At 62.2% G+C, this 24322-nt stretch carries 20 protein-coding genes; 10 read left to right on the forward strand and 10 right to left on the reverse strand.

Going from position 1 to position 24322, the window contains the following annotated elements:
• Positions 1 to 293: 293 nt before the first annotated feature.
• The 3 genes from mazG to rlmD all read right to left on the reverse strand — a co-directional run bounded on the left by mazG (position 294) and on the right by rlmD (position 4781).
• Positions 294 to 1088 carry a nucleoside triphosphate pyrophosphohydrolase gene (mazG, locus tag ACJ8QF_RS18410; RefSeq protein ID WP_325962690.1) on the reverse strand — a complete coding sequence of 265 codons (795 nt, stop codon included), beginning with the start codon at positions 1086 to 1088 and terminating at the stop codon, positions 294 to 296.
• Between the two features lie 102 nt (positions 1089 to 1190).
• The gene (gene relA / locus ACJ8QF_RS18415; protein WP_004932686.1) at positions 1191 to 3422 is read right to left on the reverse strand and encodes a GTP diphosphokinase; all 2232 of its coding nucleotides are present in this window, start codon (positions 3420 to 3422) and stop codon (positions 1191 to 1193) included.
• Positions 3423 to 3431: 9 nt separating this feature from the next.
• On the reverse strand, positions 3432 to 4781 hold the full coding sequence (gene rlmD, locus ACJ8QF_RS18420) for a 23S rRNA (uracil(1939)-C(5))-methyltransferase RlmD (RefSeq protein ID WP_442537744.1): 1350 nt from the start codon (positions 4779 to 4781) through the stop codon (positions 3432 to 3434).
• Positions 4782 to 4847: 66 nt separating this feature from the next.
• Between rlmD and barA the strand changes: the two genes are divergently transcribed.
• Complete coding sequence (gene barA, locus ACJ8QF_RS18425; RefSeq protein ID WP_004932693.1) at positions 4848 to 7574, forward strand: two-component sensor histidine kinase BarA; 2727 nt, start codon at positions 4848 to 4850, stop codon at positions 7572 to 7574.
• 68 nt (positions 7575 to 7642) lie between these two features.
• Here barA and degP read toward each other — a convergent pair whose 3' ends face one another.
• Together degP and dgt are read right to left on the reverse strand one after the other, a co-directional pair.
• A complete protein-coding gene (gene degP, locus ACJ8QF_RS18430; protein WP_325962689.1) occupies positions 7643 to 9082 on the reverse strand; it encodes a serine endoprotease DegP in 1440 nt (479 codons plus the stop codon).
• 181 nt (positions 9083 to 9263) lie between these two features.
• A complete protein-coding gene (dgt, locus tag ACJ8QF_RS18435; protein ID WP_004932699.1) occupies positions 9264 to 10781 on the reverse strand; it encodes a dGTPase in 1518 nt (505 codons plus the stop codon).
• Positions 10782 to 10910: 129 nt separating this feature from the next.
• Here dgt and mtnN point away from each other — a divergent pair, with 129 nt between their 5' ends.
• From mtnN to ACJ8QF_RS18450, 3 genes are read left to right on the forward strand one after another with little or no spacing between them, the layout of a single operon-like run.
• Positions 10911 to 11612: a 5'-methylthioadenosine/S-adenosylhomocysteine nucleosidase gene (gene mtnN / locus ACJ8QF_RS18440; protein ID WP_325962688.1), complete on the forward strand. Its 702-nt coding sequence runs from the start codon at positions 10911 to 10913 to the stop codon at positions 11610 to 11612.
• 22 nt (positions 11613 to 11634) lie between these two features.
• Complete coding sequence (gene btuF / locus ACJ8QF_RS18445; RefSeq protein WP_004932705.1) at positions 11635 to 12420, forward strand: vitamin B12 ABC transporter substrate-binding protein BtuF; 786 nt, start codon at positions 11635 to 11637, stop codon at positions 12418 to 12420.
• Complete coding sequence (locus tag ACJ8QF_RS18450; protein ID WP_019455092.1) at positions 12420 to 13034, forward strand: TRIC cation channel family protein; 615 nt, start codon at positions 12420 to 12422, stop codon at positions 13032 to 13034. The genes btuF and ACJ8QF_RS18450 overlap by 1 nt, the downstream gene beginning before the upstream one ends.
• 125 nt (positions 13035 to 13159) lie before the next feature.
• On the opposite strand, the gene erpA is transcribed toward ACJ8QF_RS18450, so the two are convergent.
• The gene (gene erpA / locus ACJ8QF_RS18455; protein WP_004932708.1) at positions 13160 to 13504 is read right to left on the reverse strand and encodes an iron-sulfur cluster insertion protein ErpA; all 345 of its coding nucleotides are present in this window, start codon (positions 13502 to 13504) and stop codon (positions 13160 to 13162) included.
• An 89-nt stretch (positions 13505 to 13593) separates the two neighbouring features.
• A complete protein-coding gene (gene clcA / locus ACJ8QF_RS18460; protein WP_033634217.1) occupies positions 13594 to 15033 on the reverse strand; it encodes a H(+)/Cl(-) exchange transporter ClcA in 1440 nt (479 codons plus the stop codon).
• A gap of 174 nt (positions 15034 to 15207) precedes the next feature.
• Between clcA and hemL the strand changes: the two genes are divergently transcribed.
• Positions 15208 to 16497 (forward strand): glutamate-1-semialdehyde 2,1-aminomutase, encoded by a 1290-nt coding sequence (hemL, locus tag ACJ8QF_RS18465; RefSeq protein WP_325962687.1) that lies wholly within the window; start codon positions 15208 to 15210, stop codon positions 16495 to 16497.
• Between the two features lie 56 nt (positions 16498 to 16553).
• On the opposite strand, the gene ampE is transcribed toward hemL, so the two are convergent.
• Entirely contained in the window at positions 16554 to 17408 is an 855-nt protein-coding gene (gene ampE, locus ACJ8QF_RS18470; protein WP_004932714.1) for a beta-lactamase regulator AmpE, read from the reverse strand.
• Complete coding sequence (gene ampD, locus ACJ8QF_RS18475; RefSeq protein WP_049188029.1) at positions 17408 to 18004, reverse strand: 1,6-anhydro-N-acetylmuramyl-L-alanine amidase AmpD; 597 nt, start codon at positions 18002 to 18004, stop codon at positions 17408 to 17410. The genes ampE and ampD overlap by 1 nt, the downstream gene beginning before the upstream one ends.
• Positions 18005 to 18088: 84 nt before the next feature.
• Here ampD and nadC point away from each other — a divergent pair, with 84 nt between their 5' ends.
• From nadC to hofC, 4 genes are all read left to right on the forward strand, one after another.
• Entirely contained in the window at positions 18089 to 18979 is an 891-nt protein-coding gene (gene nadC, locus ACJ8QF_RS18480) for a carboxylating nicotinate-nucleotide diphosphorylase (RefSeq protein ID WP_004932717.1), read from the forward strand.
• A gap of 188 nt (positions 18980 to 19167) precedes the next feature.
• Positions 19168 to 19605 (forward strand): prepilin peptidase-dependent pilin, encoded by a 438-nt coding sequence (ppdD, locus tag ACJ8QF_RS18485; protein WP_442537745.1) that lies wholly within the window; start codon positions 19168 to 19170, stop codon positions 19603 to 19605.
• A 5-nt stretch (positions 19606 to 19610) separates the two neighbouring features.
• Positions 19611 to 21053 carry a type II secretion system protein GspE gene (gene gspE / locus ACJ8QF_RS18490; RefSeq protein ID WP_325962686.1) on the forward strand — a complete coding sequence of 481 codons (1443 nt, stop codon included), beginning with the start codon at positions 19611 to 19613 and terminating at the stop codon, positions 21051 to 21053.
• Positions 21050 to 22249, forward strand: a complete 1200-nt coding sequence (hofC, locus tag ACJ8QF_RS18495; RefSeq protein ID WP_442537746.1) for a protein transport protein HofC — start codon at positions 21050 to 21052, stop codon at positions 22247 to 22249. The genes gspE and hofC overlap by 4 nt, the downstream gene beginning before the upstream one ends.
• 52 nt (positions 22250 to 22301) lie before the next feature.
• Here the strand turns inward: hofC and ACJ8QF_RS18500 are convergent, their stop codons facing one another.
• Positions 22302 to 23345, reverse strand: coding sequence for a GMP reductase (locus ACJ8QF_RS18500; protein WP_004932727.1), 1044 nt, complete (start codon positions 23343 to 23345; stop codon positions 22302 to 22304).
• Positions 23346 to 23707: 362 nt separating this feature from the next.
• Between ACJ8QF_RS18500 and coaE the strand changes: the two genes are divergently transcribed.
• The gene (coaE, locus tag ACJ8QF_RS18505) at positions 23708 to 24322 is read left to right on the forward strand and encodes a dephospho-CoA kinase (protein WP_171402969.1); all 615 of its coding nucleotides are present in this window, start codon (positions 23708 to 23710) and stop codon (positions 24320 to 24322) included.

Genomic DNA, 24322 nt, shown 5'->3' on the forward strand with positions numbered 1-24322 from the left:
TACCCGAACCTCTCCTGACCTACAAACGATCGTTTTGCTGTCCATCATCTCGGCCGCCCTCCCGTGTTCATCAGGGTTTACTCCGCCGGCGCCCCGCAAACCCTCCAGGAAATACAAAGAGTTAGCGGAGAAAATTTCTTTTTACCGCCCCTCAGGAGCGATAAAACGCCTTAGATTTCAGTTTGTTGGCCTTTTGCTGCCGACGGCAGCCATGCGCCTGTGACCTGACTGCAAGCTTAACCGTTTCAGCTTTCGTGAACCTTGTCGGCGATCAACATTGTCGTCGCAGCGATTCAACTTTCCTGGCGTTTCACCTGCTGCCAGGCGTCTTCCATCTGCTCCAGCGTGGCGTCTTCAAGCCGCAGCCCGCGTTGCTGGACGATCGCTTCCACCTGGCGGAAGCGGCGCTCGAACTTGCGGTTCGCCGCCTGCAGCGCGTTCTCCGCCTTGTGCCCCAGATGGCGCGACAGATTCACCGTGGCGAACAGCAGATCGCCGATCTCCTCTTCCAGCTTGCTCTCATCGACCACCGCCTGGCGGGCTTCGTGCATCACTTCATCGATCTCTTCGTACACTTTGTCCAGCACCGGCCCCAGGGTGTTCCAGTCGAAGCCGACCGAGGCGCAGCGTTTTTGAATTTTGTGCGCCTTCATCAGCGCCGGCAACGCCTGCGGAATGTCGTCCAGCACCGAGTGCAGCGCTTTTTCGGCGCGCTCGCCGGCCTTGAGCTGCTCCCAGCGCGCGGCCACGGCTTCGCTGTCCCCACCCTCGGCGTCACCGAAAATGTGCGGGTGACGGCGCTCCAGCTTATCGCTGATGGCGGTGCACACCTCATCGAAATCGAACAGCCCCTGTTCCTGCCCCATCTGGGCGTAGAACACCACCTGGAACAGCAAGTCGCCCAGTTCGTCGCGCAGATCGGCGTAGTCCTGCCGCTCGATGGCGTCCAGCACTTCGTAAGTCTCTTCCAGCGTGTAGGGCGCGATGGTGGTGAAAGTTTGCTTGCGGTCCCACGAGCAACCGACCTGCGGATCGCGCAGCGTTTTCATGATGTTCAGCAGGCGCTGCAGCGGAGTGGATTGGGTCATAAAAAATCTCTGAGAAAGAATGGGGGCGCATGGGAGCGCCCACCGAATGCATGGATCTCGGGCCGTATCGATAGCGCATACGGCCCGAAAGGCGATGTGGGCTTAGTTGCCGTGCAGACGCTTGGCGTCTATCACGTCCGGCAGCTGGTTCAGCTTCGCCAGCACCCGGCTCAGCACCTGCTGGTTGTAGATTTCGATATCCATGTCGATGGTGGCCAACTGTTTCTTGGTGTCGCTGCGGCTGGCAACCCCCAGCACGTTGACCTTTTCGTTGGCCAAAATGGTGGTAATGTCGCGCAGCAACCCGCTGCGATCGTTGGCCATCACGCGCACCACCAGCGAATAACCGCTGGAGTAGCTTTCACCCCATACCGCATCGACGATGCGCTCCGGCGCGTGCGATTGCAAATCGACCAGCTGATCGCAGTCCGCACGGTGGATCGAGATGCCGCGCCCCTGGGTGATAAAACCGACGATGTCGTCGCCAGGGATCGGCTGGCAGCAGCGGGCAATGTGGTGCATCAGGTTGCCCACGCCCTCCACCACCACTCGGCCGTTGTCCTTGTTGCGGGCCGGCGGCGGCGCTTTCTGCTGCACCAGTTGGCGCAGCGCCTCGCGATCCTGCTCTTCGGCGCTCGGCTTGTTGAACTTGCCCTGCAGGTAATTCACCATCTGGTTCAGGCGAATGTCCCCGCCGCCGATCGCCGCCAACACCTCGTCCAGCGAGTTCATGTTGTAGCGCGGGATCAGCAGCTTTTCAGCCTCTTTCAGGCTGATGCCGAGGTGTTCCAGTTCGTTGTCCAGCATCTGGCGGCCGGCGAGAATGTTCTTGTCGCGATCCTGCTTGCGGAACCAGTTGTGGATCTTCGAGCGCCCGCGGCTGGTGGTGACATACCCCAGGTTTGGGTTCAGCCAGTCGCGGCTCGGATTCGGCTGTTTCTGGGTGATGATCTCAATCTGATCCCCCATCTTCAGCTGATAGGTAAACGGCACGATGCGGCCGCCGATCTTGGCGCCGATACAGCGGTGACCGACGTCGCTGTGAATGTGGTAGGCGAAATCGAGCGGCGTGGAGCCGGCCGGCAGATCCACCACGTCGCCTTTCGGGGTAAATACATAGACCCGATCGTCGAACACCTGGCTGCGCACTTCGTCGAGCATCTCGCCGGAGTCCGCCATTTCTTCCTGCCAGGCGATCAGCTTGCGCAGCCAGGCGATGCGTTCTTCGTAGCCGGAGCGCACGGTCACGCCTGCGCCCTCTTTGTACTTCCAGTGCGCGGCCACGCCCAGTTCGGCGTCTTCATGCATTTGGCGCGTGCGGATCTGAATCTCTACGGTTTTGCCGCGCGGCCCCAGCACCACGGTGTGGATCGACTGGTAGCCGTTCGGTTTCGGGTTAGCGACGTAGTCGTCGAACTCATCCGGCAAATGGCGGAAGTGGGTATGCACGATGCCCAACGCCGCGTAGCAATCCTGCAGGCGCTCCGCCACGATGCGCACCGCACGCACGTCGAACAGTTCGTCGAACGCCAGGTGTTTTTTCTGCATCTTGCGCCAGATGCTGTAGATGTGTTTCGGCCGGCCGTAGATCTCCACCCGAATGCCTTCGTTGGCCATCTCGGCGCGCAGCCCGGCGACGAAATCGTCGATGAACTGTTCGCGATCGATGCGGCGCTCATGCAACAGCTTGGCGATGCGCTTATATTCTTCCGGATGCAGGTAGCGGAAGCAGAAATCCTCCAGCTCCCACTTCAGCTGGCCGATGCCGAGCCGGTTGGCCAGCGGGGCGTAGATGTTGGAACACTCTTTCGCCGCCAGCACGCGTTCGTCTTCCGGCGCGTCTTTCACCTCACGCAGGTGGGCGATGCGCTCCGCCAGCTTGATGACCACGCAGCGGAAATCCTCCACCATCGCCAACAGCATGCGGCGCACGTTGTCGACCTGTTCGGAGGCCATCGAGTCGTTTTGGGTGGCTTTCAGTTGGCGAATGGCGTCCATGTCACGCACGCCGTGCACCAGCGCGACGATGCCCTTGCCGAACGCTTCGGTCAGGGTCTCTTCCTGCACGATGCCGGCGTCCACCAGCGGGAACAGCAGCGCGGCGCGCATGCTGTCATTGTCCATGCTCAGCGTCGAGAGAATTTCCACCATCTCCAGGCCGCGCCACAGCAGCAGCGAGGCGTCAGGATGGTTTTGGGTCTGCTGCTCACAATAACGCCAGGTTGCGGCCAATCGCTCACATGACTGCGGGTTAGGTAGCCCCAAGCCGGCGATCCACTCATCGAGAGCGAACTCACCCGCCGTATTCAGATGTGCACTTCTTACCGCAACCATAACTTCTCCCTACTTTGCAGCGACCTCTGGCGCACGCTCGTTGATAAACAGCGCCATTGATTCAAGATGCCCCGTGTGCGGAAACATATCCAACATCCGCACGCGCGCAAGACGATAACCGGCGTTCAACAGCACGTTGCTGTCGCGAGCCAGCGTGGTGGGGTTACAGGAAACATACACCACCCGCGCCGGCGCCAGTTTTACAATGTGTGACATCACCCCGGCCGCACCGGCGCGGGCGGGATCCAGCATCACCTTATCAAACCCTTGTGCTGCCCAAGGTTGCCGCGCAACGTTGTCCTCCAGATTCTCATGGAAGAACGACGCATTATTCAGCTTATTCTTATGTGCATTATATTGCCCATTCGCTACCAGCGTGGCAACACCTTCGATGCCCACCACCGCGGCGGCGCGGCGCGCCAGCGGCAGGGTGAAATTACCCATGCCGCAGAACAGGTCCAGCACCCGATCATTGGGTTGAATGTCGAGCCATTCAAGGGCCTGCGCCACCATTTGTTGGTTTACGACGTCATTGACCTGAATAAAGTCGCGCGGACTGAAGTCTAAGCGTAGCCCGTCAACCTGATAATACGGCGTTTCACCGCACAGTTTTTCCACCCGTTCGCTGTCCGGCGCCAGATAAACGGCGACCTTTTCCCGCTCGCCAAACGCCAACAGCGCCTGCCGATCCGCCTCTTTCAGCGCGTCGAGATGACGCAGCACCAGCAGCGGGCCGTTATCCGCCAGCACCAGCTCCACATGCCCCAGCCGCCGCACCGCCTGCAGCCCGCTCAGGCAGGCGCGCACCGGCGCCAGCAGCTGCTCCAGCTCCGGCCACAGCACCGGGCAGTGCTCCACCGCCACCAGCTCGCTGGAGGCCGCCTGGCGAAAGCCCATCATCAGGCGCTGCTGCTTCGGCTGCCATGCCAGGCTCAGGCGGGCGCGGCGGCGATAGCCGTATTCCGGGCCGGCGATCACCGGTTCCTGTTGCGGGGTTACTCCGGTTTCGCGGGCGATCATGCGCACCAGCGCCGCCGCCTTGCTCTGCTGTTGCAGCGCCTCATCCGCATGTTGCTGCTGGCAGCCGCCGCATACGCCGAAATGCGGGCAGCGCGGTTCTACCCGCTGCGGGCTGCGGCTCAGCAGGCGTTTGAGCTTGCCTTTGGCGAACTGACGCTTGTCTTCGGTCAGTTGGATTTCCGCCTGCTCGCCCGGCAAGACGCCCGGCACGAACACCGCTTTGCCGTCGTGGCGCGCCACGCCCTGGCCGAAAGGATCGAGATCGCTCACCGTCACGGTGAAGATTTGTGAGCTCTGCCGGGTCGTCACGCGGCGTTTGGGAGAGTAGAATTGCGCCATATTTGTCGATTGTGTGCTGGTTCATTAAGCTAGTGTCAGCTGTCAATTCTCCCACATTGGAATCCCATGACCAAATACAGCCTGCGTGCGCGCATGATGATCCTGATTCTGGCACCGACCTTGCTGATTGGTTTGCTGCTCAGCACCTTCTTCGTGGTGCACCGCTATAACGAGCTGCAGGAACAACTGGTCGACGCCGGCGCCAGCATCATCGAGCCGCTGGCGGTGGCCAGCGAGTACGGCATGACGTTCCGCAGCCGCGAATCGGTCAGGCAGTTGGTCAGCCTGTTGCACCGCCGCCATTCGGACATCGTGCGTTCGATCACCGTGTTCGATGCGCAGAACAATTTGTTCGTCACCTCCAATTATCATCACAACTTCGCTCAGCTGCAGCTGCCGAAAGGCGTGCCGTTGCCCACCGATCTGATGCTCACCCGACGCGGCGATTCGCTGATCCTGCGCACGCCGATCCTGTCGGAAAGCCAGTATCCGGATGAAACCGCCGACGGCGGCAGCCATCCCGACAACAACCTGGGCTATGTGGCGATCGAGCTGGATCTGCAGTCGGTGCGGCTGCAGCAATATAAAGAGGTCTTTGTCTCTACCCTGCTGTTGCTGCTGTGCATGTGTATCGCCATCCTGTTCGCTTATCGGCTGATGCGCGACGTGACCGGCCCGATCCGCAATATGGTGAACACCGTCGACCGCATCCGCCGCGGCCAGCTCGACAGCCGCGTGGAAGGCTACATGCTCGGCGAGCTGCACATGCTGAAAAACGGCATCAACTCGATGGCGATGTCGCTCACTGCCTATCACGAAGAGATGCAGCAGAACATCGATCAGGCCACGTCAGACCTGCGCGAAACGCTGGAGCAGATGGAGATCCAGAACGTCGAACTGGATCTGGCGAAAAAACGTGCGCAGGAGGCGGCGCGCATCAAGTCCGAATTTCTGGCCAACATGTCGCATGAGCTGCGTACTCCGCTCAACGGCGTGATCGGCTTCACCCGCCAGATGCTGAAAACCGATCTGAGCGCAACCCAGACCGACTATTTGCAGACCATCGAGCGCTCGGCCAACAACCTGCTGACCATCATCAACGACGTGCTGGACTTCTCCAAGCTGGAGGCCGGCAAGCTGGTGCTGGAGCATATTCCGTTCGCCCTGCGTGAAACGCTGGACGAAGTGGTGGTGCTGCTGGCGCCCAGCGCCCACGACAAGGGCCTGGAGCTGACGCTGGATGTGCACAACGACGTGCCGGAGCAGGTGATCGGCGACTCGCTGCGCCTGCAGCAAATCATCACCAACCTGCTGGGCAACGCCATCAAATTCACCGAAACCGGCAATATCGACATTCGCGTGGAGCTGCGCAAACAGCTGGATCGCCGGGTGGAAGTGGAAGTGCAGATCCACGATACCGGCATCGGCATCTCCGAACGCCAGCAGTCGCAGCTGTTCCAGGCATTCCGCCAGGCGGACGCCAGCATCTCCCGCCGCCACGGCGGCACCGGGCTGGGGCTGGTGATCACGCAAAAGCTGGTGAAAGAGATGGGGGGCGATATCTGCTTCCACAGCCAGTTGAACCGCGGCTCGACCTTCTGGTTCCATATCACGCTGGATCTGAATGAGGGCATGCTGTCGCTGGCGCCGAGTCTGCCGGATCTGAACGGCAAAACGCTGGCCTATATCGAGTCCAACCCGACGGCGGCGCAGGCGACGCTCAACATGCTCAGCGTCACGCAGCTGGTGATCACCCACTCGCCGACGCTGGGCCAGCTGCCGCCAGGCCACTATGACTTCCTGCTGGCCGGCGTGCCGATCCCGTTCCGCGACAACATGGCGCAGCATCAGGACAAATTGCTGGCCTCGCTGAAACTGGCCGATAGGGTCATTCTGGCGCTGCCGTGCCAGGCGCAGATCGATGCCGAGCTGCTTAAACAACAAGGCGCGCTCGGCTGCCTGATCAAGCCGATCACCAGCACGCGTCTGTTCCCTCTGCTGAGAATGGAGACGCCCGATCGGCTCGCCGCCCCGCCTGAGCGTAAACGTCTGCCGCTGACGGTGATGGCGGTCGACGACAACCCGGCCAACCTGAAGCTGATCGGCACGCTGCTGGGCGAACAGGTGGAAAAAACGCTGCTGTGCGAGAGCGGTGAGGAGGCGCTGGCGCTGGCGCGCAACAACGTGCTGGATCTGATCCTGATGGACATTCAAATGCCGAAGATGGACGGCATTCACGCCAGCGAACTGATCCGCCAACTGCCGCACCACAACTCCACGCCGATCGTCGCCGTCACTGCCCATGCCGCCAGCGGCGAACGCGAGCATCTGCTGCAGGCGGGGATGGACGACTACCTGGCCAAGCCGATCGACGAGAAAATGCTGACCCGCGTGCTGTCGCGCTATCACAGTGGCGAAATGGAAAGCGCCGTCGCCGACGATGCCCCGCTGTCGCTCGACTGGCCGCTGGCGCTGCGCCAGGCGGCCAATAAGCCGGATCTGGCGCGCGATCTGCTGCAAATGCTGCTCGATTTCCTGCCGCAGGTGCGCGAACGGGTGCAGGCGCTGCTCGAGGGGCAACACGACGACGAGATCCTCGACCTGGTCCATAAGCTGCACGGCAGCTGCAGCTACAGCGGCGTGCCGCGCCTCAAGCAGCTGTGTTTCTACCTCGAGCGGCAGCTGCGCCAGGGCATCACCAACGACGAACTGGAGCCGGAGTGGCTGGAGCTGTTGGATGAGATTGAACTGGTGATCCACGCGGCGCGCGCGCATCTGGCGCAACCGGCCTGAATCCTCAGGCCATAATGCAAAAAGGCACGCCATAGCGTGCCTTTGTTGCTTTTAGCGCCTGACGTTTATCACTGCGCCAGCAGGTACAGTTGGCTATCGCCGCGCTGAATATTCAACGCCAGCACCGACGGTTTGCTGTCGAGGATTTTACGCAGCTCGCCCAGGTTCTGGATCGGCTGTTGGTTCACGCCCAGGATCACGTCGCCCTTTTTCAGGCCGATGCGCGCGGCGGCGCTGCCGGCTTTCACGCTGTCGACCTTGACGCCTTTCACGTTGCCGACCTGGGCATTGCTCAGCTCGGCGCCTTCAATGCCGGTGTAGATATTGCCCGAGGCCACCTGGGTCTGCGCGCTTTGCTCCAGCGTGACGTCAATGGTCACCGGTTTGCCGTCGCGGATAATGCCCAGCGACATTTTGCTGCCGACCGGCAGCGTGCCGATCTCCGCCCGGAACGAGGCGAAGCTGGAGATGGCCTTGCCGTTCATGGTGACGATCACGTCGCCGGCCTTGATGCCCGCCTTCGCGGCGGAAGATTTCGGCATTACCTGGCTGACGAAAGCGCCGCGCTGCGCGTCGACCTTCATCGCCTTGGCCAGCTCCGAGTTCAGCTCGGTGCCCATGATGCCGAGCTCACCGCGTTTCACCTGGCCATACTCGACCATTTGCGCCGTCAGGTTTTTCACCATATTGCTCGGAATGGCGAAGCCGATGCCGATGTTGCCACCGTCCGGCGCCAGGATCGCGGTGTTGATGCCGATCAGCTCGCCGTTCAGGTTAACCAGCGCGCCGCCGGAGTTGCCGCGGTTGATTGCCGCATCGGTCTGGATAAAGTTTTCGTAGTTTTCGATGTTCAGGCCGCTGCGCCCCAGGGCGGACACGATGCCTGAGGTGGCGGTTTCGCCCAGCCCGTACGGGTTGCCGATCGCCACGGTGTAATCGCCGACGCGCAGCTGATCGGAGTCCGCCATCTTGATCGCCGTCAGGTTCTTGAAGTCTTTCAGCTGGATCAGGGCGATGTCGGAACGCGGATCCTTGCCGATCACTTTGGCGTCGAAACGGCGGCCGTCGCTCAGCTGTACCTGGATCTTGTTGGCGTTGTCCACCACGTGATTGTTGGTCACCACATAGCCCTTGGCGGCATCGATAACCACCCCGGCGCCCAGCGCCTGGAATTTCTGCTGCGTACCCTGCGGCTGGCCATCCGGCCCAGGCTGTTCACCGCCCTGACACATCGGCGAGCCCTGGAACGGCGAACCGTCCTGGCAGAACGGCGAATCTTCACCGAAGAACTGTTGGAACTGCTGCGGCATGCGCGGCGTATTGACCGTGGTGCTGCCCTCAACGTTAATGCTCACCACGGAAGGCATTACCTTTTCCAGCATCGGCGCCAGGCTCGGCAACTGCTGGGTGCTGGAAGAGGCGGTTTCAGCGGCGCTGGCCGTCACCGGGCCCATCACCATGCCGATGCTGAATGCCAATGCGCTCAGAACTAATGCGGTTTTTTTCATCTGTGTGTCTCTTATAAAGTCGTTCAAAAAAGAATGGCCGTCTTGCGTGCTTATTCAGAGTTAATTAATAGCCTGAAGTTCCGGCACAGATGATTGGCAATAGTAAACAAATATTGTCCGTCTTTACAAAAATCAAGACAGCCAACCGGTTGGAATTGCTGATAATTATTCCTCAGCTTAATTATTCCGCCGCCATTAATCGACGATATTCATCATAGGCATAAAGGTCGGTCATTCCGCTGATATAGTCCTGCAATAAACGCGCGCGGAAATAATATTCCCGAATGGCTTGCTGCTCCGGCGATAAATGCTGCAGCCCTTCTACCGCCTCCGCATACGCCAGCCGATGCTTGGTGGACAGCTTGTGGAACAGGCGCGTTTCGATCGGGTAAGCGCGGTGGCTGTCCTCACGCACCAGCAGGCTGAAGTCCGCCAGCGACATCGCCAACAGCGGGCTGTAAATGTCCAGCAGGCCGCTGATCACCCGGTAGCCTTGCAGCTCGAGCTGCTCGACCTCCGGGTGGTTGAACACATGCTTGAACGCCACATTTTTAAATATTTTCAGCAGCCGATAGGCCGGGCTGGAATCCTCCAGCAGCGCCTGATTGAAGCTGCCCTGATAAACCGCGTCCAGATTGTCGATAAAGCGCTGCGCCGCGTGCGGCACCAGCCGCGCCACGGTAAACACCCGCAGATACATGAAGAACTGATCTTCCGCGCTGCGCCGCGCGCCGCCGCGATCGATCTTGCGAAACGCGCTGGCGACGGTCTTGTCGAACAGATCGCCCGGCGCCACCTCGCCCCACTCCTGAATCAGGTGCTGATACAGCTGCTCGACGGTGAAAATGCTCTTCTCCACCGCGTCTTCCAGATCGGCCACGCAGTACGAAATATCGTCGGCGGCCTCCATAATGTAAGTCAGCGGGAAACGGTCGAACTCGCCCATATGCAGCTCACGCCGCAGCCGATCGACGAAGGCCTCTTCCGCCAGATAGTAGCCGGGCTTTTTCATCAGGTAACTGTGGCTGACGGGGATGTCGCTCGCCCAGTAGGCCGGGCGGGTGTATTTCAAAATGCAGCCGACCTGCGCGTAGGTCAGGTTGAGTTTCAACAGGCTGTACACCATGCGGATCGCCTGGGCGTTGCCCTCGAAGTGGCTGAGATCCTGACGGATCCGGCTGCGCAGCCGGTTCAGATCGCTCTCCCCTTCATGCAGGCGCAGCGTCGCCACCTGGCAGCGATCGTGGCTGCCCGGCTCGCTGCCGCAGCTGGCGGGATCGAGCCGCTGGGCAAACCAGTCATTGATCGCCGATTCGCCGAAGTGACCGAACGGCGGATTGCCGATGTCGTGCATCAGGCAGGCCATTTCCACGATGCTTTCAAACGGATCGAGCAGCCGGGTCAGGCCGAGCTCGTCGATCTTCCCCGCCTGTTTGAAGCGGTTGAGGATCTCTTTGGCGATATGGCGCCCGACCTGCTGCACCTCCATCGAGTGCGTCAGGCGGCTGCGCACCGCCGCGTTGCGCTCCAGCGGAAATACCTGAGTTTTTTGCTGCAGACGGCGAATGGCCGCCGAGTTGACGATGCGCCCGCGATCGCTCTCGAACTGCCGCACGATGTCGTACTCTTCCTCGGCCTCGATCGGTTTGCTGAAAGGCCGTTGGAAGCTGATTTTTTGCTTGAAGTCGATCCCGGACATCTGTTTCTCCGCCGTTGCGCCCTGCCCCCGTGATAACAATTCCCGGCAGCGGATGCAACGCATTATCTCTCTTACACAGCCATGATAGACTATGCCGCAATTCTCACGGCCAATCAGCGAGTGTTATTTATGAAAGTAGGCATCATCGGCGCAATGGAGCAGGAAGTCACCCTGCTGCGCGATCAAATCGAAAACCGTCAAACCATCCAGCGCGCGGGCTGCGAAATCTACACCGGCCAGATCGGCGGCGTTGACGTGGCCCTGCTGAAATCCGGCATCGGCAAAGTCTCTGCGGCCATGGGCACCACCCTGCTGCTGGAGCACTGCAGCCCCGACGTGGTGATCAATACCGGCTCCGCCGGCGGCCTGGCCAGCACGCTGTGCGTGGGCGATATCGTGGTGTCGGAAGAAGTGCGCTACCACGACGCCGACGTCACCGCCTTCGGCTACGAGCCGGGCCAGATGGCCGGCTGCCCGGCGGCGTTCGTCGCCGACGACGCGCTGATCGCGCTGGCGGAAAGCTGCATCAAACAGCTGGATCTGCACGCGGTGCGCGGCCTGATCTGCAGCGGTGACGCCTTCATCAACGGCGCCGAACCGCTGGCGCGCATCCGCGCCACCTTCCCGCGCGTCGCCGCCGTGGAAATGGAAGCCGCGGCGATCGCCCACGTCTGCCATCTGTTCGGCACGCCGTTCGTGGTGGTGCGCGCCATTTCCGACGTCGCCGACAGCGAATCGCACATGAGCTTTGACGAGTTCCTGGTGGTAGCGGCCAAGCAGTCCACGCTGATGGTCAACGCCATGCTGCAAACCCTGGCCAAGCGCGGTTGATGTGAGACTGCGCTTCACCTCGATGTTCTGCCTGTTGGCGCTCTGGCTGGCTCTGCCGGCCGGCGCCGCGCAGCGGGTGATCAGCCTGGCGCCCAACGCCACCGAACTCGCCTATGCCGCCGGCATGGGCGATGTGCTGGTGGCGGCGAGCGCTTATTCCGATTACCCGCCGCAGGCCGCCAGGCTGGAGCAGGTGGCCTCCTGGCAGGGCATCAATCTGGAGCGGGTGCTGGCGCTCAAGCCGGATCTGATCCTCGCCTGGCGCGGCGGCAATCCGCAACGCGCCTTGGATCAGCTCGCCGCGTTCGGCATCCCAATCTTCTATGCGGACGCCGACAATCTCGAAGGGATCGCCGGCTTGCTGGACAAGCTGGCGCGCTACAGCCCGCACCCGGACCAGGCGCATCAGGCCGCAGAAGGCCTTCGCCGCCAGTTCGCCGCTCTCAAGCAACAGTACGCCACTAACGTGCCACGCCGCGTGTTGCTGCAGTTCGGCACCCAGCCGCTGTTCACCAGCTCCGGCGCCACGCTGCAAAGCCAGGTGCTGGCGCTGTGCGGCGGGCAGAACGTCTTCGCCGACAGCCGCACCCCTTGGCCGCAGATCAGCCGCGAGCAGGTACTGGCGCGTCAGCCGCAGGCCATCGTCATCACCGGCGGCGCGAAAGAGGCCGCCAATGTGAAAGCCTTCTGGGCGCCGCAGCTGCAGGTGCCGGTGATCGCGCTGAACGAAGACTGGTTCAATCGCGGCGGGCCGCGCCTGCTGTTGGCGGCGCAGCAGCTGTGCCGCCAGCTGGCGGAGATCCGCTGATGCTGGTGTTCTGGCTGGATATTCTCGGCACGGCGGTGTTCGCCGTCTCCGGCGTGCTGCTGGCCGGCAAGCTGCGCATGGATCCGTTCGGCGTGCTGGTATTGGGCGTGGTCACCGCGGTCGGCGGCGGCACCATCCGCGACATGGCGCTGGCCAACGGCCCGGTATTCTGGGTCAAGGATCCCACCGATCTGGTGGTGGCGATGATCACCTGCGTCTTGACGCTGCTGCTGGTGCGCCAGCCGCGCCGCCTGCCGAAGTGGGTGCTGCCGGTGCTGGACGCCGTCGGGCTGGCGGTGTTCGTCGGCATCGGCGTCAACAAGGCCTTCGCGGCCGGCACCGGCCCGCTGGTGGCGATCTGCATGGGGGTGATCACCGGCGTCGGCGGCGGCATTATTCGCGACGTGCTGGCGCGCGAGATCCCGATGATCCTGCGCACCGAAATTTACGCCACCGCCTGTATCATCGGCGGCATCGTGCACGCCACGGCGTTTTACACCTTCGGCATGCCGCTGCAGCAGGCCATGATGCTGGGCATGCTCATCACCCTGGCCATTCGACTGGCGGCCATTCGTTGGCATCTCAAGCTGCCCGCCTTTATTCTCGAACGCTGAGCAGCCGCGCATCACTCGCGGCCGTCCGGTGCAGGAGAACGGCACGGCAGTGATCCTGGTGGAATGGTAGGCATAAAAAAACCCGCCGGCCGTAAGGCGAGCGGGTTATGTTCTGACAGGCAAACTCAGATGCTGAACGACGAACCGCAACCGCAGGTGGTTTTGGCATTCGGGTTGGTCACCACAAAGCGCGATCCTTCCAGCCCTTCGGTGTAGTCCACCGAACCGCCGACCAGGTACTGCAGGCTCATCGGATCGACCACCAGCGCCACGCCCTGCTTCTCGATGGTCATGTCGCCATCGTTGACCTTGTCGTCAAAAGTGAAGCCGTACTGGAATCCGCTGCAGCCGCCGCCGGTAATATAAACCCGCAACTTCAGGTTCGGGTTTTCTTCGTCAGCAATCAGGAACTTCACCTTGTTTGCTGCTGCCTCGGTAAATTGCAGGGGCAGTGCCGTTTGATCACTCATACTCTTTACTCCCAACATTGTTCAGCATCAGATCGCGACTATGGCTGCCTGATTAATATTAACGATTATCCGATACCTGAGTGTTGCGTTCAAGTATTCACCGCATTTGTTGTATTTTCCTTACTTGTTTTCTGCGCCGCCTCCCGCGCCAGCTGCGCCTCCTGCTTTTGCAGCGTGCGGGCCAGGATCGACGAATACAGCGGCTTGCCGCCGAGCAGCTGCGCTACCACCGTGGCGCCGAGGCAGGTGATGATCATCGGTAAAATAAGTTGGTAGTTGTCGGTCATTTCCAGCACCAGCACGATGCCGGTCAGCGGGGCGCGCACCGTGGCGGCGAACAGCGCCCCCATGCCGGCGATGGCGAAGGTGCCCGCCTCGATGCCGTACTGCGGGAACAGATGCGCCCCCGCCAGCCCGAAGGCGGTGCCGAACAGCGTGCCCAACGCCAGCATCGGCGCGAAGATGCCGCCCGGCGCGCCGGAACCGAAACACAGCAGCGTGGTGAAGATGCGGGTGATAAAGATAAACATCAACATACCGACGCTGTAGTTGCCCGCCGCGGCGATCGGGATCAGCCCAAAGCCGCCGCCCGCTGCCTCCGGCTGGATCAGCCCCAGAATGCCGCACACGCCGCCGAGCAGCCCGCCCATCAGCAAGACATTGCGCATTCTGCCGCCGTGCAGGCGTGCGAACATGTCCTGGGTGCGGAAGATCAGTGCGTTGAACCCCACGCCCACCGCGCCGAAGATCGCCCCCAACACCAGATAAAGCCACAGGGTATTGATGGGCGCCGAAGAAAGTTTGTCGACCGCGATCACCGCCCCCTGGCCGTTAAACAGCTGGAACACCACGCTCGACATGATAACGCCGATAAACACCGCTTTAATCGAGATCAGGTTGTAGCGGAACTGCGGCCGCATCTCTTCGATGATGAACAGGATGCCGGCCAGCGGCGCGTTGAACGCGGCGGACAACCCGGCGGCGGCCCCGGTCGCCAGCAACGTATGACGCGCCTCGGCGCCGCGAATGCGCAGCACGTCCAATACCATACGCCCGACGTTGCCGCCCATCTGCACCGTGGGCCCTTCGCGCCCCAGCACCATGCCCGCCCCCAGCGTGCCCATGCCACCGATGAATTTCACCGGGATCACGCGCCACCAGCGTACCGGCCGCAGCTCTTCCAGCGCGCCTTCGATTTCCGGAATGCCCGAGCCGCCCGCCTCAGGCGCAAAGCGCCGCACCAGGTAATAGCCCAGCGCCGCCAGCGCGGCGGACAGGATAAACGCCAGGGGCCACACCAGAAGCCAGGAGTCGGCGACCTGCGCCAGCGAAGCCAGCCGCTGCTGCTGCACCCACTCCACCGCTTTATCGAAGGCCACGCCGAGCAAACCGGCCAGCGCCCCCACCAGCGCGGCCATCACCAGGATCGCCACCGGGGTTTTATCGCGGCGAATAAACTGACGCACCGCATCGCTGCGGCGCAGACGCGGGCTCAACGTCCCGACGGGCTGTGATTGTGATTCTGTCATCGCGAGTGATTCGTCAGGTAATTTGTAATACAAATAGGCAGGGCGATAATTCTACCCCAACCTGGCGGCGGACGCTGCCGTTAATGGTATCTGACTGTGATCGTTTCATAACGCGGCGCTCTCCTCTAGAATAGCGCGGTCAAATCATTCAAAAGAGAATCCAGGAGCCGATTTATGAGCCTACACAGCAAGTCCGAAAGTCTGTACGCCCAGGCGCAACAGTTGATCCCCGGCGGGGTAAACTCTCCGGTGCGTGCATTCACCGGTGTGGGCGGTGTGCCGCTGTTTATCGAGCGGGCAGATGGGGCTTACCTGTTCGATGCCGACGGCAAGGCCTATATCGACTATGTCGGTTCCTGGGGGCCGATGGTGCTGGGGCATAACCACCCGGCGATCCGCGACGCAGTGATCGAAGCGGCGCAGCGCGGCCTGAGCTTCGGCGCGCCGACCGAGATGGAAGTCAAAATGGCGCAGCTGGTCACTGAGCTGGTGCCGACGATGGATATGGTGCGTATGGTGAACTCGGGCACCGAAGCCACCATGAGCGCCATCCGCCTGGCGCGCGGCTACACCAACCGCGATAAAATCATCAAGTTCGAAGGCTGCTATCACGGCCACGCCGACTGCCTGCTGGTGAAAGCCGGCTCCGGCGCGCTGACCCTCGGCCAGCCGAACTCACCGGGCGTGCCGGCTGACTTCGCCAAGCACACTCTGACCTGCACCTATAACGATCTGGATTCGGTGCGCGCCGCCTTCGAACAGTACCCGTCCGAAATCGCCTGTATCATCGTCGAGCCGGTCGCCGGCAACATGAACTGCGTGCCGCCGCTGCCGGAATTCCTGCCGGGCCTGCGCGCCCTGTGCGACAAGTACGGCGCGCTCTTGATCATCGACGAAGTGATGACCGGCTTCCGCGTCGCGCTGGCCGGCGCGCAATCCTATTACGGCGTCGAGCCTGATCTGACCTGCCTCGGCAAAATCATCGGCGGCGGCATGCCGGTGGGCGCCTTCGGCGGCCGCCGCGACGTGATGGACGCGCTGGCGCCGACCGGCCCGGTGTACCAGGCCGGCACCCTGTCCGGCAACCCGATCGCCATGGCGGCGGGCTACGCTTGTTTGACCGAAGTGTCACAGGTCGGCGTGCACCAGACGTTGACCGAACTGACCGAAATGCTGGCCGCTGGCATGCTGCACGCGGCGCAGGAGGAGAATATTCCGCTGGTGGTCAACAACGTCGGCGGCATGTTCGGCCTGTTCTTCACCGACGCACCGGCGGTCACCTGCTACCAGGACGTGATGCAGTGCGACGTGGAACGCTTCAAGCGCTTCTTCCACCTGATGCTGGAAGAAGGGGTGTATCTGGCGCCGTCCGCCTTCGAAGCGGGCTTCATGTCCGTGGCGCACAGCAAGGAAGACATTCAGCGCACCATCGACGCCGCGCGTCGCTGCTTCGCCAAGCTGTAATCCCGGCCGAATGGCCAAAAAAACGGGCGCCTCGGCGCCCGTTTTTTCTCTGCGGCTTAAAGCAGCGTGCCGTAAATGGTCAACAGCGCCACCACCACCACGATGATCATCGTCACCTTGCGAGCCAGCGTCACCGCCGCCCGCGGCGTTTGCACCGGATCCATATGCGGATCGCGCGCCAGCGAGAACTGCGCCAGCCGCGTCAGCACCTGATACGACGACGAATGCCGATCCCCCAGCGAGGCGAACCAGGCCGGCAGCGCACGCTCGCCGTGGCCGAACAGCGCGTAAGCCACCCCGGCCAAACGCACCGGGATCCAGTCCAGCCAGTTCAGCAGATGATCGATACCCGATTGCGAACGCTCCAGCGGCGTATTGTGGCGCGCCAGCCAGGTTTGATAGGCGCGCAGGAAGGCATACCCCGCCAGCGCGATCGGCCCGTACGGCCCAAAGACCACGAACCAGAACAGCGGCGCCAGGTAATAACGGAAGTTAATCCACAGCAGCGCGTTTTGCAGCTCGCGCAGGCGCAGCTCTTCGCTGCAGTCCACCGGCAAGCCGTGGATCAACGCCAGCTCTTCCGCCATCTGATCGCTGGCGTGGATATCCCCCTGCCGCGCCGCTTTCAGGTAGGCGCGGTAGTGTTTGCGCTTGATGCCGGCGCCGACGCACAGCAGATCGATGACGATCCACAGCAGCAGCGTCACCACGCCGAAGAACAGCCCGTGCGACAACCACAGAACGCCCCAGACGATCACCATCCAGGCGGCGGTCATCGCCAGCGTCTGCGCCAGCGAAACCCGATGCAGCCGCTGAAATACCACTTCGAGGCGATGATCCAGCTGCCAGTGTTCTCCCAGCTTGAACAGGCGCTCCCAGGCCAAAACCAGCAACAGCGTAAACAGCGTCATTAGCGATTCCTCTCCCTTTTTCTTGTCTCAAGCATAGCGTCGGCGGGCGCGCCGCGTTGTTCCAGAGATGCCAGATAGCGATCCCAATCGAACGCCGGCCCGGGATCGGTCTTGCGGCCGGGGGCGATATCGCAATGCCCGGCGATATTGGCCGCCAGCGGCGGATAATGTTCGGCCAGCAGCACGGTGACCGCCTGCAGCGTGCGATATTGCGCTTCGGTGTAGGGTAACTGGTCAGTCCCTTCCAGCTCGATGCCGATGGAGAAATCGTTGCACCGATCGCGCCCCTGATACAGGGACACGCCCGCGTGCCAGGCGCGCTGGTCGAAGGGCACATACTGCACGATCTCTCCGCCGCGGCGAATCAGGCAATGCGCCGACACCCGCAGCTGATGGATATCGGCGAAATAAGGGTGCTGCGCAGGGTCGAGCGTGCCGGTGAACAGCTGGTCGATATAGGGGCCACCGAACTCGCCGGGCGGCAAGCTGATGTTGTGGATGACCAGCAGCGAGGGCGGCTCGTCATCCGGGCGCCGATCGCAGTGCGGCGAGAGCACTCGCGTCGCCCCGACAATCCAGCCATTTTCCAACTGCATCAGACACCTCTCTGCGGTGGTACTTATTCCTGCAACAGAGTAGCATGTTCCCCTACGATCTAACCGTCCATTTCGGAGTTTTCCATGCCGACACGCCGCTACAGTGCCGACAGTCGCCGCACCGAGCTTCTTGAACGAATTGAAAGTGATATTCCCTATGCCGTCGCCCAGGCGCTGCGCGAAGACCTGGGGGGTGAAGTCGACGCCGGGCGCGATATTACCGCGCAATTGTTACCGGCTGACAAGCAGGCCGAAGCCACCGTCATCACCCGTGAAGCCGGCGTGTTCTGCGGCCGCCGCTGGCTGAATGAGGTCTTTATTCAACTGGGCAATCAGGTGCAGGTGGAGTGGCTGGTGGCGGACGGCGACCGTCTGACGCCGAACCAACCGCTCTGCCGGCTGCGCGGCCCGGCGCGGGTGATGCTGACCGGCGAGCGCACCGCGCTGAACTTCGTGCAGACGCTCTCCGGCGTGGCGACCGAGGTCAGCCGCTACGTGGCCCTGCTGGAAGGCACCCGGACTCGCCTGCTCGATACCCGCAAGACCTTACCCGGCCTGCGCACCGCGCTGAAATACGCCGTGCTGTGCGGGGGCGGCAGCAACCACCGGCTGGGGCTGTCCGATGCCTTCCTGATCAAGGAAAACCACATCATCGCCTCCGGTTCTATCAAGAACGCGGTGGAAAAAGCCTTCTGGCTGCACGCCGACGTGCCGGTGGAAGTGGAAGTCGAGTCGCTCGATGAACTGCAGCAGGCGCTGGATGCCGGCGCCGACATCATCATGCTGGACAACTTCAGCGTAGAGATGATGCGTCAGGCGGTCGCACAAACCCAGGGCCGCGCCCAGCTGGAAGTGTCCGGCAACGTCACCCGCGAGACGCTGCGCACCTTCGCCGAGACCGGCGTGGATTACATTTCGGTCGGCGCGCTGACCAAGCATGTGACCGCGCTCGATCTGTCGATGCGCTTCAAATGATCCCCTCGCCCCCGGTCGCTGCCGGGGGCGTTACCGCAGTTTGCGAAGCCCCTCGCACCGTTTTTCCCTCCGCTGCAAACCACATCATTACTGATGGAGGCGCGCCGAGAAACGCGTAACCGCCCCTCGCCGTGCCCCCGAGCAAACCGCTACCGTTGTTTTCCACACCCTTATGGAGGAAACAACGCATGGAAACACAACGCGGCTTTAGCCTGATCGAACTGATGGTGGTGATCGCCATCATCGCCATCCTCAGCGCCATCGGCATTCCCGCCTACCAGCGCTACATCCAGAAAGCAGCGATGACCGACATGCTGCAAACCATGGCGCCGTATAAAATGGCGGTCGAGCTGTGCGTGCTGGACGAAGGCGCGCCCGCCGGCTGCGAGGCCGGCAGCAAAGGCATTCCCACCGGAGGCACGTCGCGCTATGTCAGCGGGGTGAAAGTCGTCAAAGGCGTGATCACGCTGACCGGCAGCCAAACGCTGCAGGGCCTGGCGGTGGCATTAACCCCCAAGTCGAACGCCGATGGGCTGACCCGCTGGAGCCGGCTGTGCAACAGCGAAAACGCGACGCTGGTTGAGGTGTGCCAGGAAGTCTTCCGCTTCGACAACGCGGCGGAGTAATGGCGATGAACGCGCAAATCAGCGAAGAGGTTCACGCCCTGTGCCGGCGCTATCAGGCGCTGGCGCTGAGCGAAGACCCGACCACCCTGACGGTCGCGCTCAGCGAAGAAGCGCCGCAGGGGCTGCTGGCGGCACTGCGTTTCGCCACCGGCAAGCGCATCCATTTGGAACAATGGCCGGCGGCCAGGCTGGAGATGGCGCTGAACCAGCTCCACGAGCCGCTCCCGGCGCCGTTGACGGCCGAAGAGGACACGACCGACATCGCCTACCCCGACGACGGCGATGCGCCGGTGGTACAGTTCATCAACCAGACGCTGCGCCTGGCCATTCAGCGCCGCGCCTCGGACATTCACTTTGAGCCCTTTCGGCAGCATTTTCGCATTCGCCTGCGCATCGACGGCGTGCTGCAAACCCTTGCCTCACCGCCGCCGCAGCTGGCTGCGCGCCTCATCGCCCGGCTGAAGATCCTCGGCCAACTGGATATCGCCGAGCGCCGTCAACCTCAGGACGGGCAGCTCAGCCTGACGTTGGACAGCGCGCGCTATGCCATGCGCATCGCCACCCTGCCGACGTTGCACGGCGAAAAGGTGGTGCTGCGCGTTCAGCAGGGCGAGCAGCAAGAGCTGCCGCTGGATCAACTGGGCATGAGCCGGACGGATCTGGCGCGCTACGCGGCAGCGTTGGCCTGCCCGCAAGGTTTGATCCTGGTGACCGGCCCGACCGGCAGCGGCAAGACGGTAACGCTGTACAGCGGGCTGCGCCAGTTGAATGATGCGCAAAGCAACCTGTGCAGCGTCGAGGATCCGGTCGAGATCCCGCTGTTCGGCATCAATCAGACCCAGATCAACGCCAAAACCGAGCTGAACTTCACCCGAGTGCTGCGTGCCCTGCTGCGCCAGGATCCGGACGTCATCATGATCGGCGAGATCCGCGATGCGGAAACCGCCGAGATCGCGGTCAAGGCCGCGCAAACCGGCCACCTGGTGCTGTCAACGCTGCATACCAACTCCACGGCTGAAACCCTGACGCGGCTGATGCACATGGGTATCCCCGGCTACCTGCTCGCCGGCTGCCTGAAGCTGGTCGTCGCCCAGCGGCTGGTGCGCAGGCTGTGTCGCCACTGCCGCTACCCGCAAAGCCAGCCGGCGCATTTTCCCACCGCGCTCTGGCCGGAACCGCTGTTCGCCTGGCGCGCCGACGGCTGCGAGCACTGCTTCGGCGGCTATTATGGGCGCATCGGCGTGTATGAACTGTTGGCCATTACGCCGGAAATTCAGGCGGCATTGCTGGCGAACGCCGCTCCCAGCCTGCTGGCGGATATCGCCCGCGAACAGGGGCAGCTTTCGCTGCTGCAGGCGGGTCTGGCGCTGGCCGCCGAAGGCACGACCTCGCTGGAAGAACTGTACCGCGTGATCGACGTCGTCCAGCCCGGCGTAACCACGCCATGAAAGCGCGCCGGTTGTTTCTGTGGCAGGCTTTCGACGCTCACGGCACCTTACGCCGCGGCGAACTGATGAGCGATGAAAAACGGCAGGTGAGCCGGCTGCTGATCGAACAAGGCCTGCAACCTTGGCGGATCGGGCACGGCAAACGCGTCACGCCCGGCCAATGGCGCGGAGAACCGTTAATCCACTTCACCCGCCAGCTCGCTACCCTGTTGCAGGCCGGGCTGCCGCTGGTCAATACGCTGCAGCTTCTGGCGGCAGAGCATCCTTCGGCAGCCTGGCGCTGCCTGCTGCGCCAGCTGGCCGACCAGGTGCGCGAAGGGCAGCCGCTCTCCGAAAGCCTTGCCGCACAACCAAGCGTTTTTCCACTGATCTATCGCCAACTGATCGCCATCGGCGAACTGACCGGCAACCTCGATCGCTGCTGCCTGCAGCTGGCGCAACAACAGGAGGCCCAGTTGCTGCTGCGCCGCAAGGTGACCAAAGCGCTGCGTTATCCCCTCTTCATCTGCGCGGTGGCGCTGCTGGTCAGCGTGCTGATGCTGGTGATGGTGCTGCCGGAATTTGCCAAGGTTTATCAGTCGTTCGATGCGCCGCTGCCCTGGTTTACCCAAGGATTATTGGGGTTGTCCGCGCTGCTGATCGCCGTTGGCCCCTATTTGGCGCTGCTGCTCGGCGCGTTGCTGTTCGGCTACTGCCGCTGGCTGCATCCGCGCCCTCCGTGGCGCCAACGCGAACAGGCCGCCTTGCTGCGCCTGCCGCTGATTGCCCGGCTGGTGAGCGGCGGCGCGCTGAGCCAAACATTTCGTATCCTGACCATGACCCAACGCGCGGGGCTGACGCTGGTGGAAGGCTTGAACGCGGCGGCGCTGGCGGCGGATCATCCGCTGTATCGGCAGGCGCTGGAGCAGGTGCAACGGCAGATCGCCGAAGGCGAAGCGTTTCATCAGGCCCTGGGTTTGCAACCGCTGTTTCCGCCGCTGTGCCGGCAGCTGGTGCGGGTGGGCGAGGAGTCCGGTTCGCTGGACGCCTTGCTGGATAAGTTGGCGCAGTGGTATGAACGGCAGACGCACGAGCTGGCCGATACGCTGGCGCAAACGCTGGAGCCGTTGTTGATGCTGGTGGTGGGCGGGATTGTCGGCGCTTTGGTGATCGCCATGTATCTGCCTATCTTTCAACTGGGCAGCGTGCTGGGATAAAGAAGAGGATAGCGGGCGCCGCGGTGCGCGGCGCCCGAATGCAAGCTGCGGCTTATTTGCTGCCGAAGACGCGGTTTTCCTGCTCCGCCACGCGGATAAAGGTGGTGCGCTTGGTCAGCTCTTTCAGACGCTCGGCGCCGACGTAGGTGCAGGCGGAACGCAAGCCGCCGAGGATATCGCGCACGGTGAACTCCACCTCGCCGCGCAGCGGCAGCTTGACGGTTTTGCCTTCGGCCGCGCGATACTCCGCTACGCCGCCGACGTGGCGCTTCATCGCCGACTCGGAGCTCATGCCGTAGAACAGCATGAACTTCTCGCCGTTCTCTTCCACCACGGTGCCTTCGCACTCGTCGTGGCCGGCCAGCATGCCGCCCAGCATCACGAAGTCCGCGCCGCCGCCGAAGGCTTTGGCGACATCGCCCGGCACCGAGCAACCGCCGTCGCTGACGATTTGGCCGCCCAGCCCATGGGCCGCGTCGGCGCATTCGATCACCGCCGACAGCTGCGGATAGCCCACGCCGGTCTTCACGCGGGTGGTGCATACCGATCCCGGCCCGATGCCGACTTTCACGATGTCGGCGCCGGAGAGGATCAACTCTTCCACCATCTCGCCGGTTACCACGTTACCTGCGCAGATGACGTGATTCGGGCAGGCTTCGCGCGCTTTCTGCAGGAAAGCGACGAAGTGTTCGGAGTAGCCGTTGGCCACGTCGATACAGATGAATTTCAGCGCCGAAGACAGGGCCAGGATCTGCTGCATTTTGGCGAAGTCGGCTTCGGAGGTGCCGGTGGAGACCATCACATGGCGCAGCACCGATTCCGGCATGCGCTGCACGAAGTCAGCCCATTGCTCGACGCTGTAATGTTTGTGTACGGCGGTGAGAACGTCGAAAGAAGCCAGGGCCTCGGCCATGCGGAAGGTGCCCACCGTGTCCATGTTGGCGGCGATAATCGGCACGCCGGACCAGCTGCAACCTGAATGCTTGAAGGTAAACTGACGTTCCAGTTCAACCTCGGAGCGGCTTTTCAGCGTGGAGCGCTTAGGGCGGATCAACACGTCTTTAAAGCCCAACTTCAAATCTTCTTCAATACGCATGACTTATGATTTCCTGGTTAATGGCGACGGATCGCAAGGAGGATATTCGCACCTCTACCCGACGGCTTTCCAGTGGCGCAAAAAGACGGCGGCGAGATTAATGCCAGTTCCAGTGACGTTATAATACGCGCTAATAATCGCCGAACAAGACTGCGAATTCGCCTTTATTTACGCTACAATCCGACAAATTTACCTGCATAATCGCAGTGTGATTGCCCGCTCATTTTTGCCGTGCCGCTGCGTTTTTTCTCGCCACCCAATCGGTGCCGATGCGCAAGCGCCGCCTGCCGACTTGCACTTCTGCGCGATCGCTTTATGATTCGACTATTATTTTTTTATGAACATCGGATGCACCTAACACCATGGCCTACATTGTTGCGTTGACCGGGGGCATAGGCAGCGGCAAGACGACCGTCGCGAACGCCTTTGCGCGCCACGGCGCAACCCTTGTCGATGCCGACGTGATCGCCCGTCAGGTCGTCGAGCCGGGCACCCCTGCCTTGGCCGCGATCGCCGAACGATTTGGTAATGAAATGTTGCTGCCGGACGGTGCGTTGGATCGCGCTGCGCTGCGTCAGCGCATCTTCAGCCATCCCGATGACAAAACCTGGCTGAACCAGCTGCTGCACCCGCTGATACACCGTGAAACCCAGCGCCAACTGGCGCAGGCCACCAGCCCGTACGCGCTGTGGGTGGTGCCGCTGCTGGTGGAAAACCGCCTGCAGGATCGCGCCGATCGGGTGCTGGTGATCGACGTCGACGCCGAAACCCAGCTGGCTCGCACCATCACGCGCGACGGCGTAAGCCGTGAGCAAGCGCAGAGCATTCTCGCCGCCCAGGCCACGCGCCAGCAGCGCCTCGCCGTGGCGGATGACATTATTGACAACAGCGGCGCCGCTCAGGGGATAGAGCCACAGGTCGCCGCTCTGCATCGTCGCTACCTTGAACTGGCGGCAACAGCGCCCCAACAGGATTAA

The sequence above is a fragment of the Serratia sp. CY81684 genome (genome assembly GCF_052166595.1).
Lineage (GTDB): Bacteria > Pseudomonadota > Gammaproteobacteria > Enterobacterales > Enterobacteriaceae > Serratia > Serratia nematodiphila.

Bases quoted from the DNA above. Each gene is read 5' to 3' on its own strand.
- mazG (WP_325962690.1), bottom strand. From the start codon at position 1,088: ATGACCCAATCCACTCCGCTGCAGCGCCTGCTGAACATCATGAAAACG.
- clcA (WP_033634217.1), bottom strand. From the start codon at position 15,033: ATGACAGAATCACAATCACAGCCCGTCGGGACGTTGAGCCCGCGTCTG.
- ampD (WP_049188029.1), bottom strand. From the start codon at position 18,004: ATGCAGTTGGAAAATGGCTGGATTGTCGGGGCGACGCGAGTGCTCTCG.
- gspE (WP_325962686.1), top strand. From the start codon at position 19,611: ATGAACGCGCAAATCAGCGAAGAGGTTCACGCCCTGTGCCGGCGCTAT.
- relA (WP_004932686.1), bottom strand. From the start codon at position 3,422: ATGGTTGCGGTAAGAAGTGCACATCTGAATACGGCGGGTGAGTTCGCT.
- ppdD (WP_442537745.1), top strand. From the start codon at position 19,168: ATGGAAACACAACGCGGCTTTAGCCTGATCGAACTGATGGTGGTGATC.
- erpA (WP_004932708.1), bottom strand. From the start codon at position 13,504: ATGAGTGATCAAACGGCACTGCCCCTGCAATTTACCGAGGCAGCAGCA.
- mtnN (WP_325962688.1), top strand. From the start codon at position 10,911: ATGAAAGTAGGCATCATCGGCGCAATGGAGCAGGAAGTCACCCTGCTG.
- dgt (WP_004932699.1), bottom strand. From the start codon at position 10,781: ATGTCCGGGATCGACTTCAAGCAAAAAATCAGCTTCCAACGGCCTTTC.
- nadC (WP_004932717.1), top strand. From the start codon at position 18,089: ATGCCGACACGCCGCTACAGTGCCGACAGTCGCCGCACCGAGCTTCTT.
- ACJ8QF_RS18450 (WP_019455092.1), top strand. From the start codon at position 12,420: ATGCTGGTGTTCTGGCTGGATATTCTCGGCACGGCGGTGTTCGCCGTC.
- barA (WP_004932693.1), top strand. From the start codon at position 4,848: ATGACCAAATACAGCCTGCGTGCGCGCATGATGATCCTGATTCTGGCA.
- ACJ8QF_RS18500 (WP_004932727.1), bottom strand. From the start codon at position 23,345: ATGCGTATTGAAGAAGATTTGAAGTTGGGCTTTAAAGACGTGTTGATC.
- hemL (WP_325962687.1), top strand. From the start codon at position 15,208: ATGAGCCTACACAGCAAGTCCGAAAGTCTGTACGCCCAGGCGCAACAG.
- degP (WP_325962689.1), bottom strand. From the start codon at position 9,082: ATGAAAAAAACCGCATTAGTTCTGAGCGCATTGGCATTCAGCATCGGC.
- btuF (WP_004932705.1), top strand. From the start codon at position 11,635: ATGTTCTGCCTGTTGGCGCTCTGGCTGGCTCTGCCGGCCGGCGCCGCG.
- coaE (WP_171402969.1), top strand. From the start codon at position 23,708: ATGGCCTACATTGTTGCGTTGACCGGGGGCATAGGCAGCGGCAAGACG.
- hofC (WP_442537746.1), top strand. From the start codon at position 21,050: ATGAAAGCGCGCCGGTTGTTTCTGTGGCAGGCTTTCGACGCTCACGGC.
- rlmD (WP_442537744.1), bottom strand. From the start codon at position 4,781: ATGGCGCAATTCTACTCTCCCAAACGCCGCGTGACGACCCGGCAGAGC.
- ampE (WP_004932714.1), bottom strand. From the start codon at position 17,408: ATGACGCTGTTTACGCTGTTGCTGGTTTTGGCCTGGGAGCGCCTGTTC.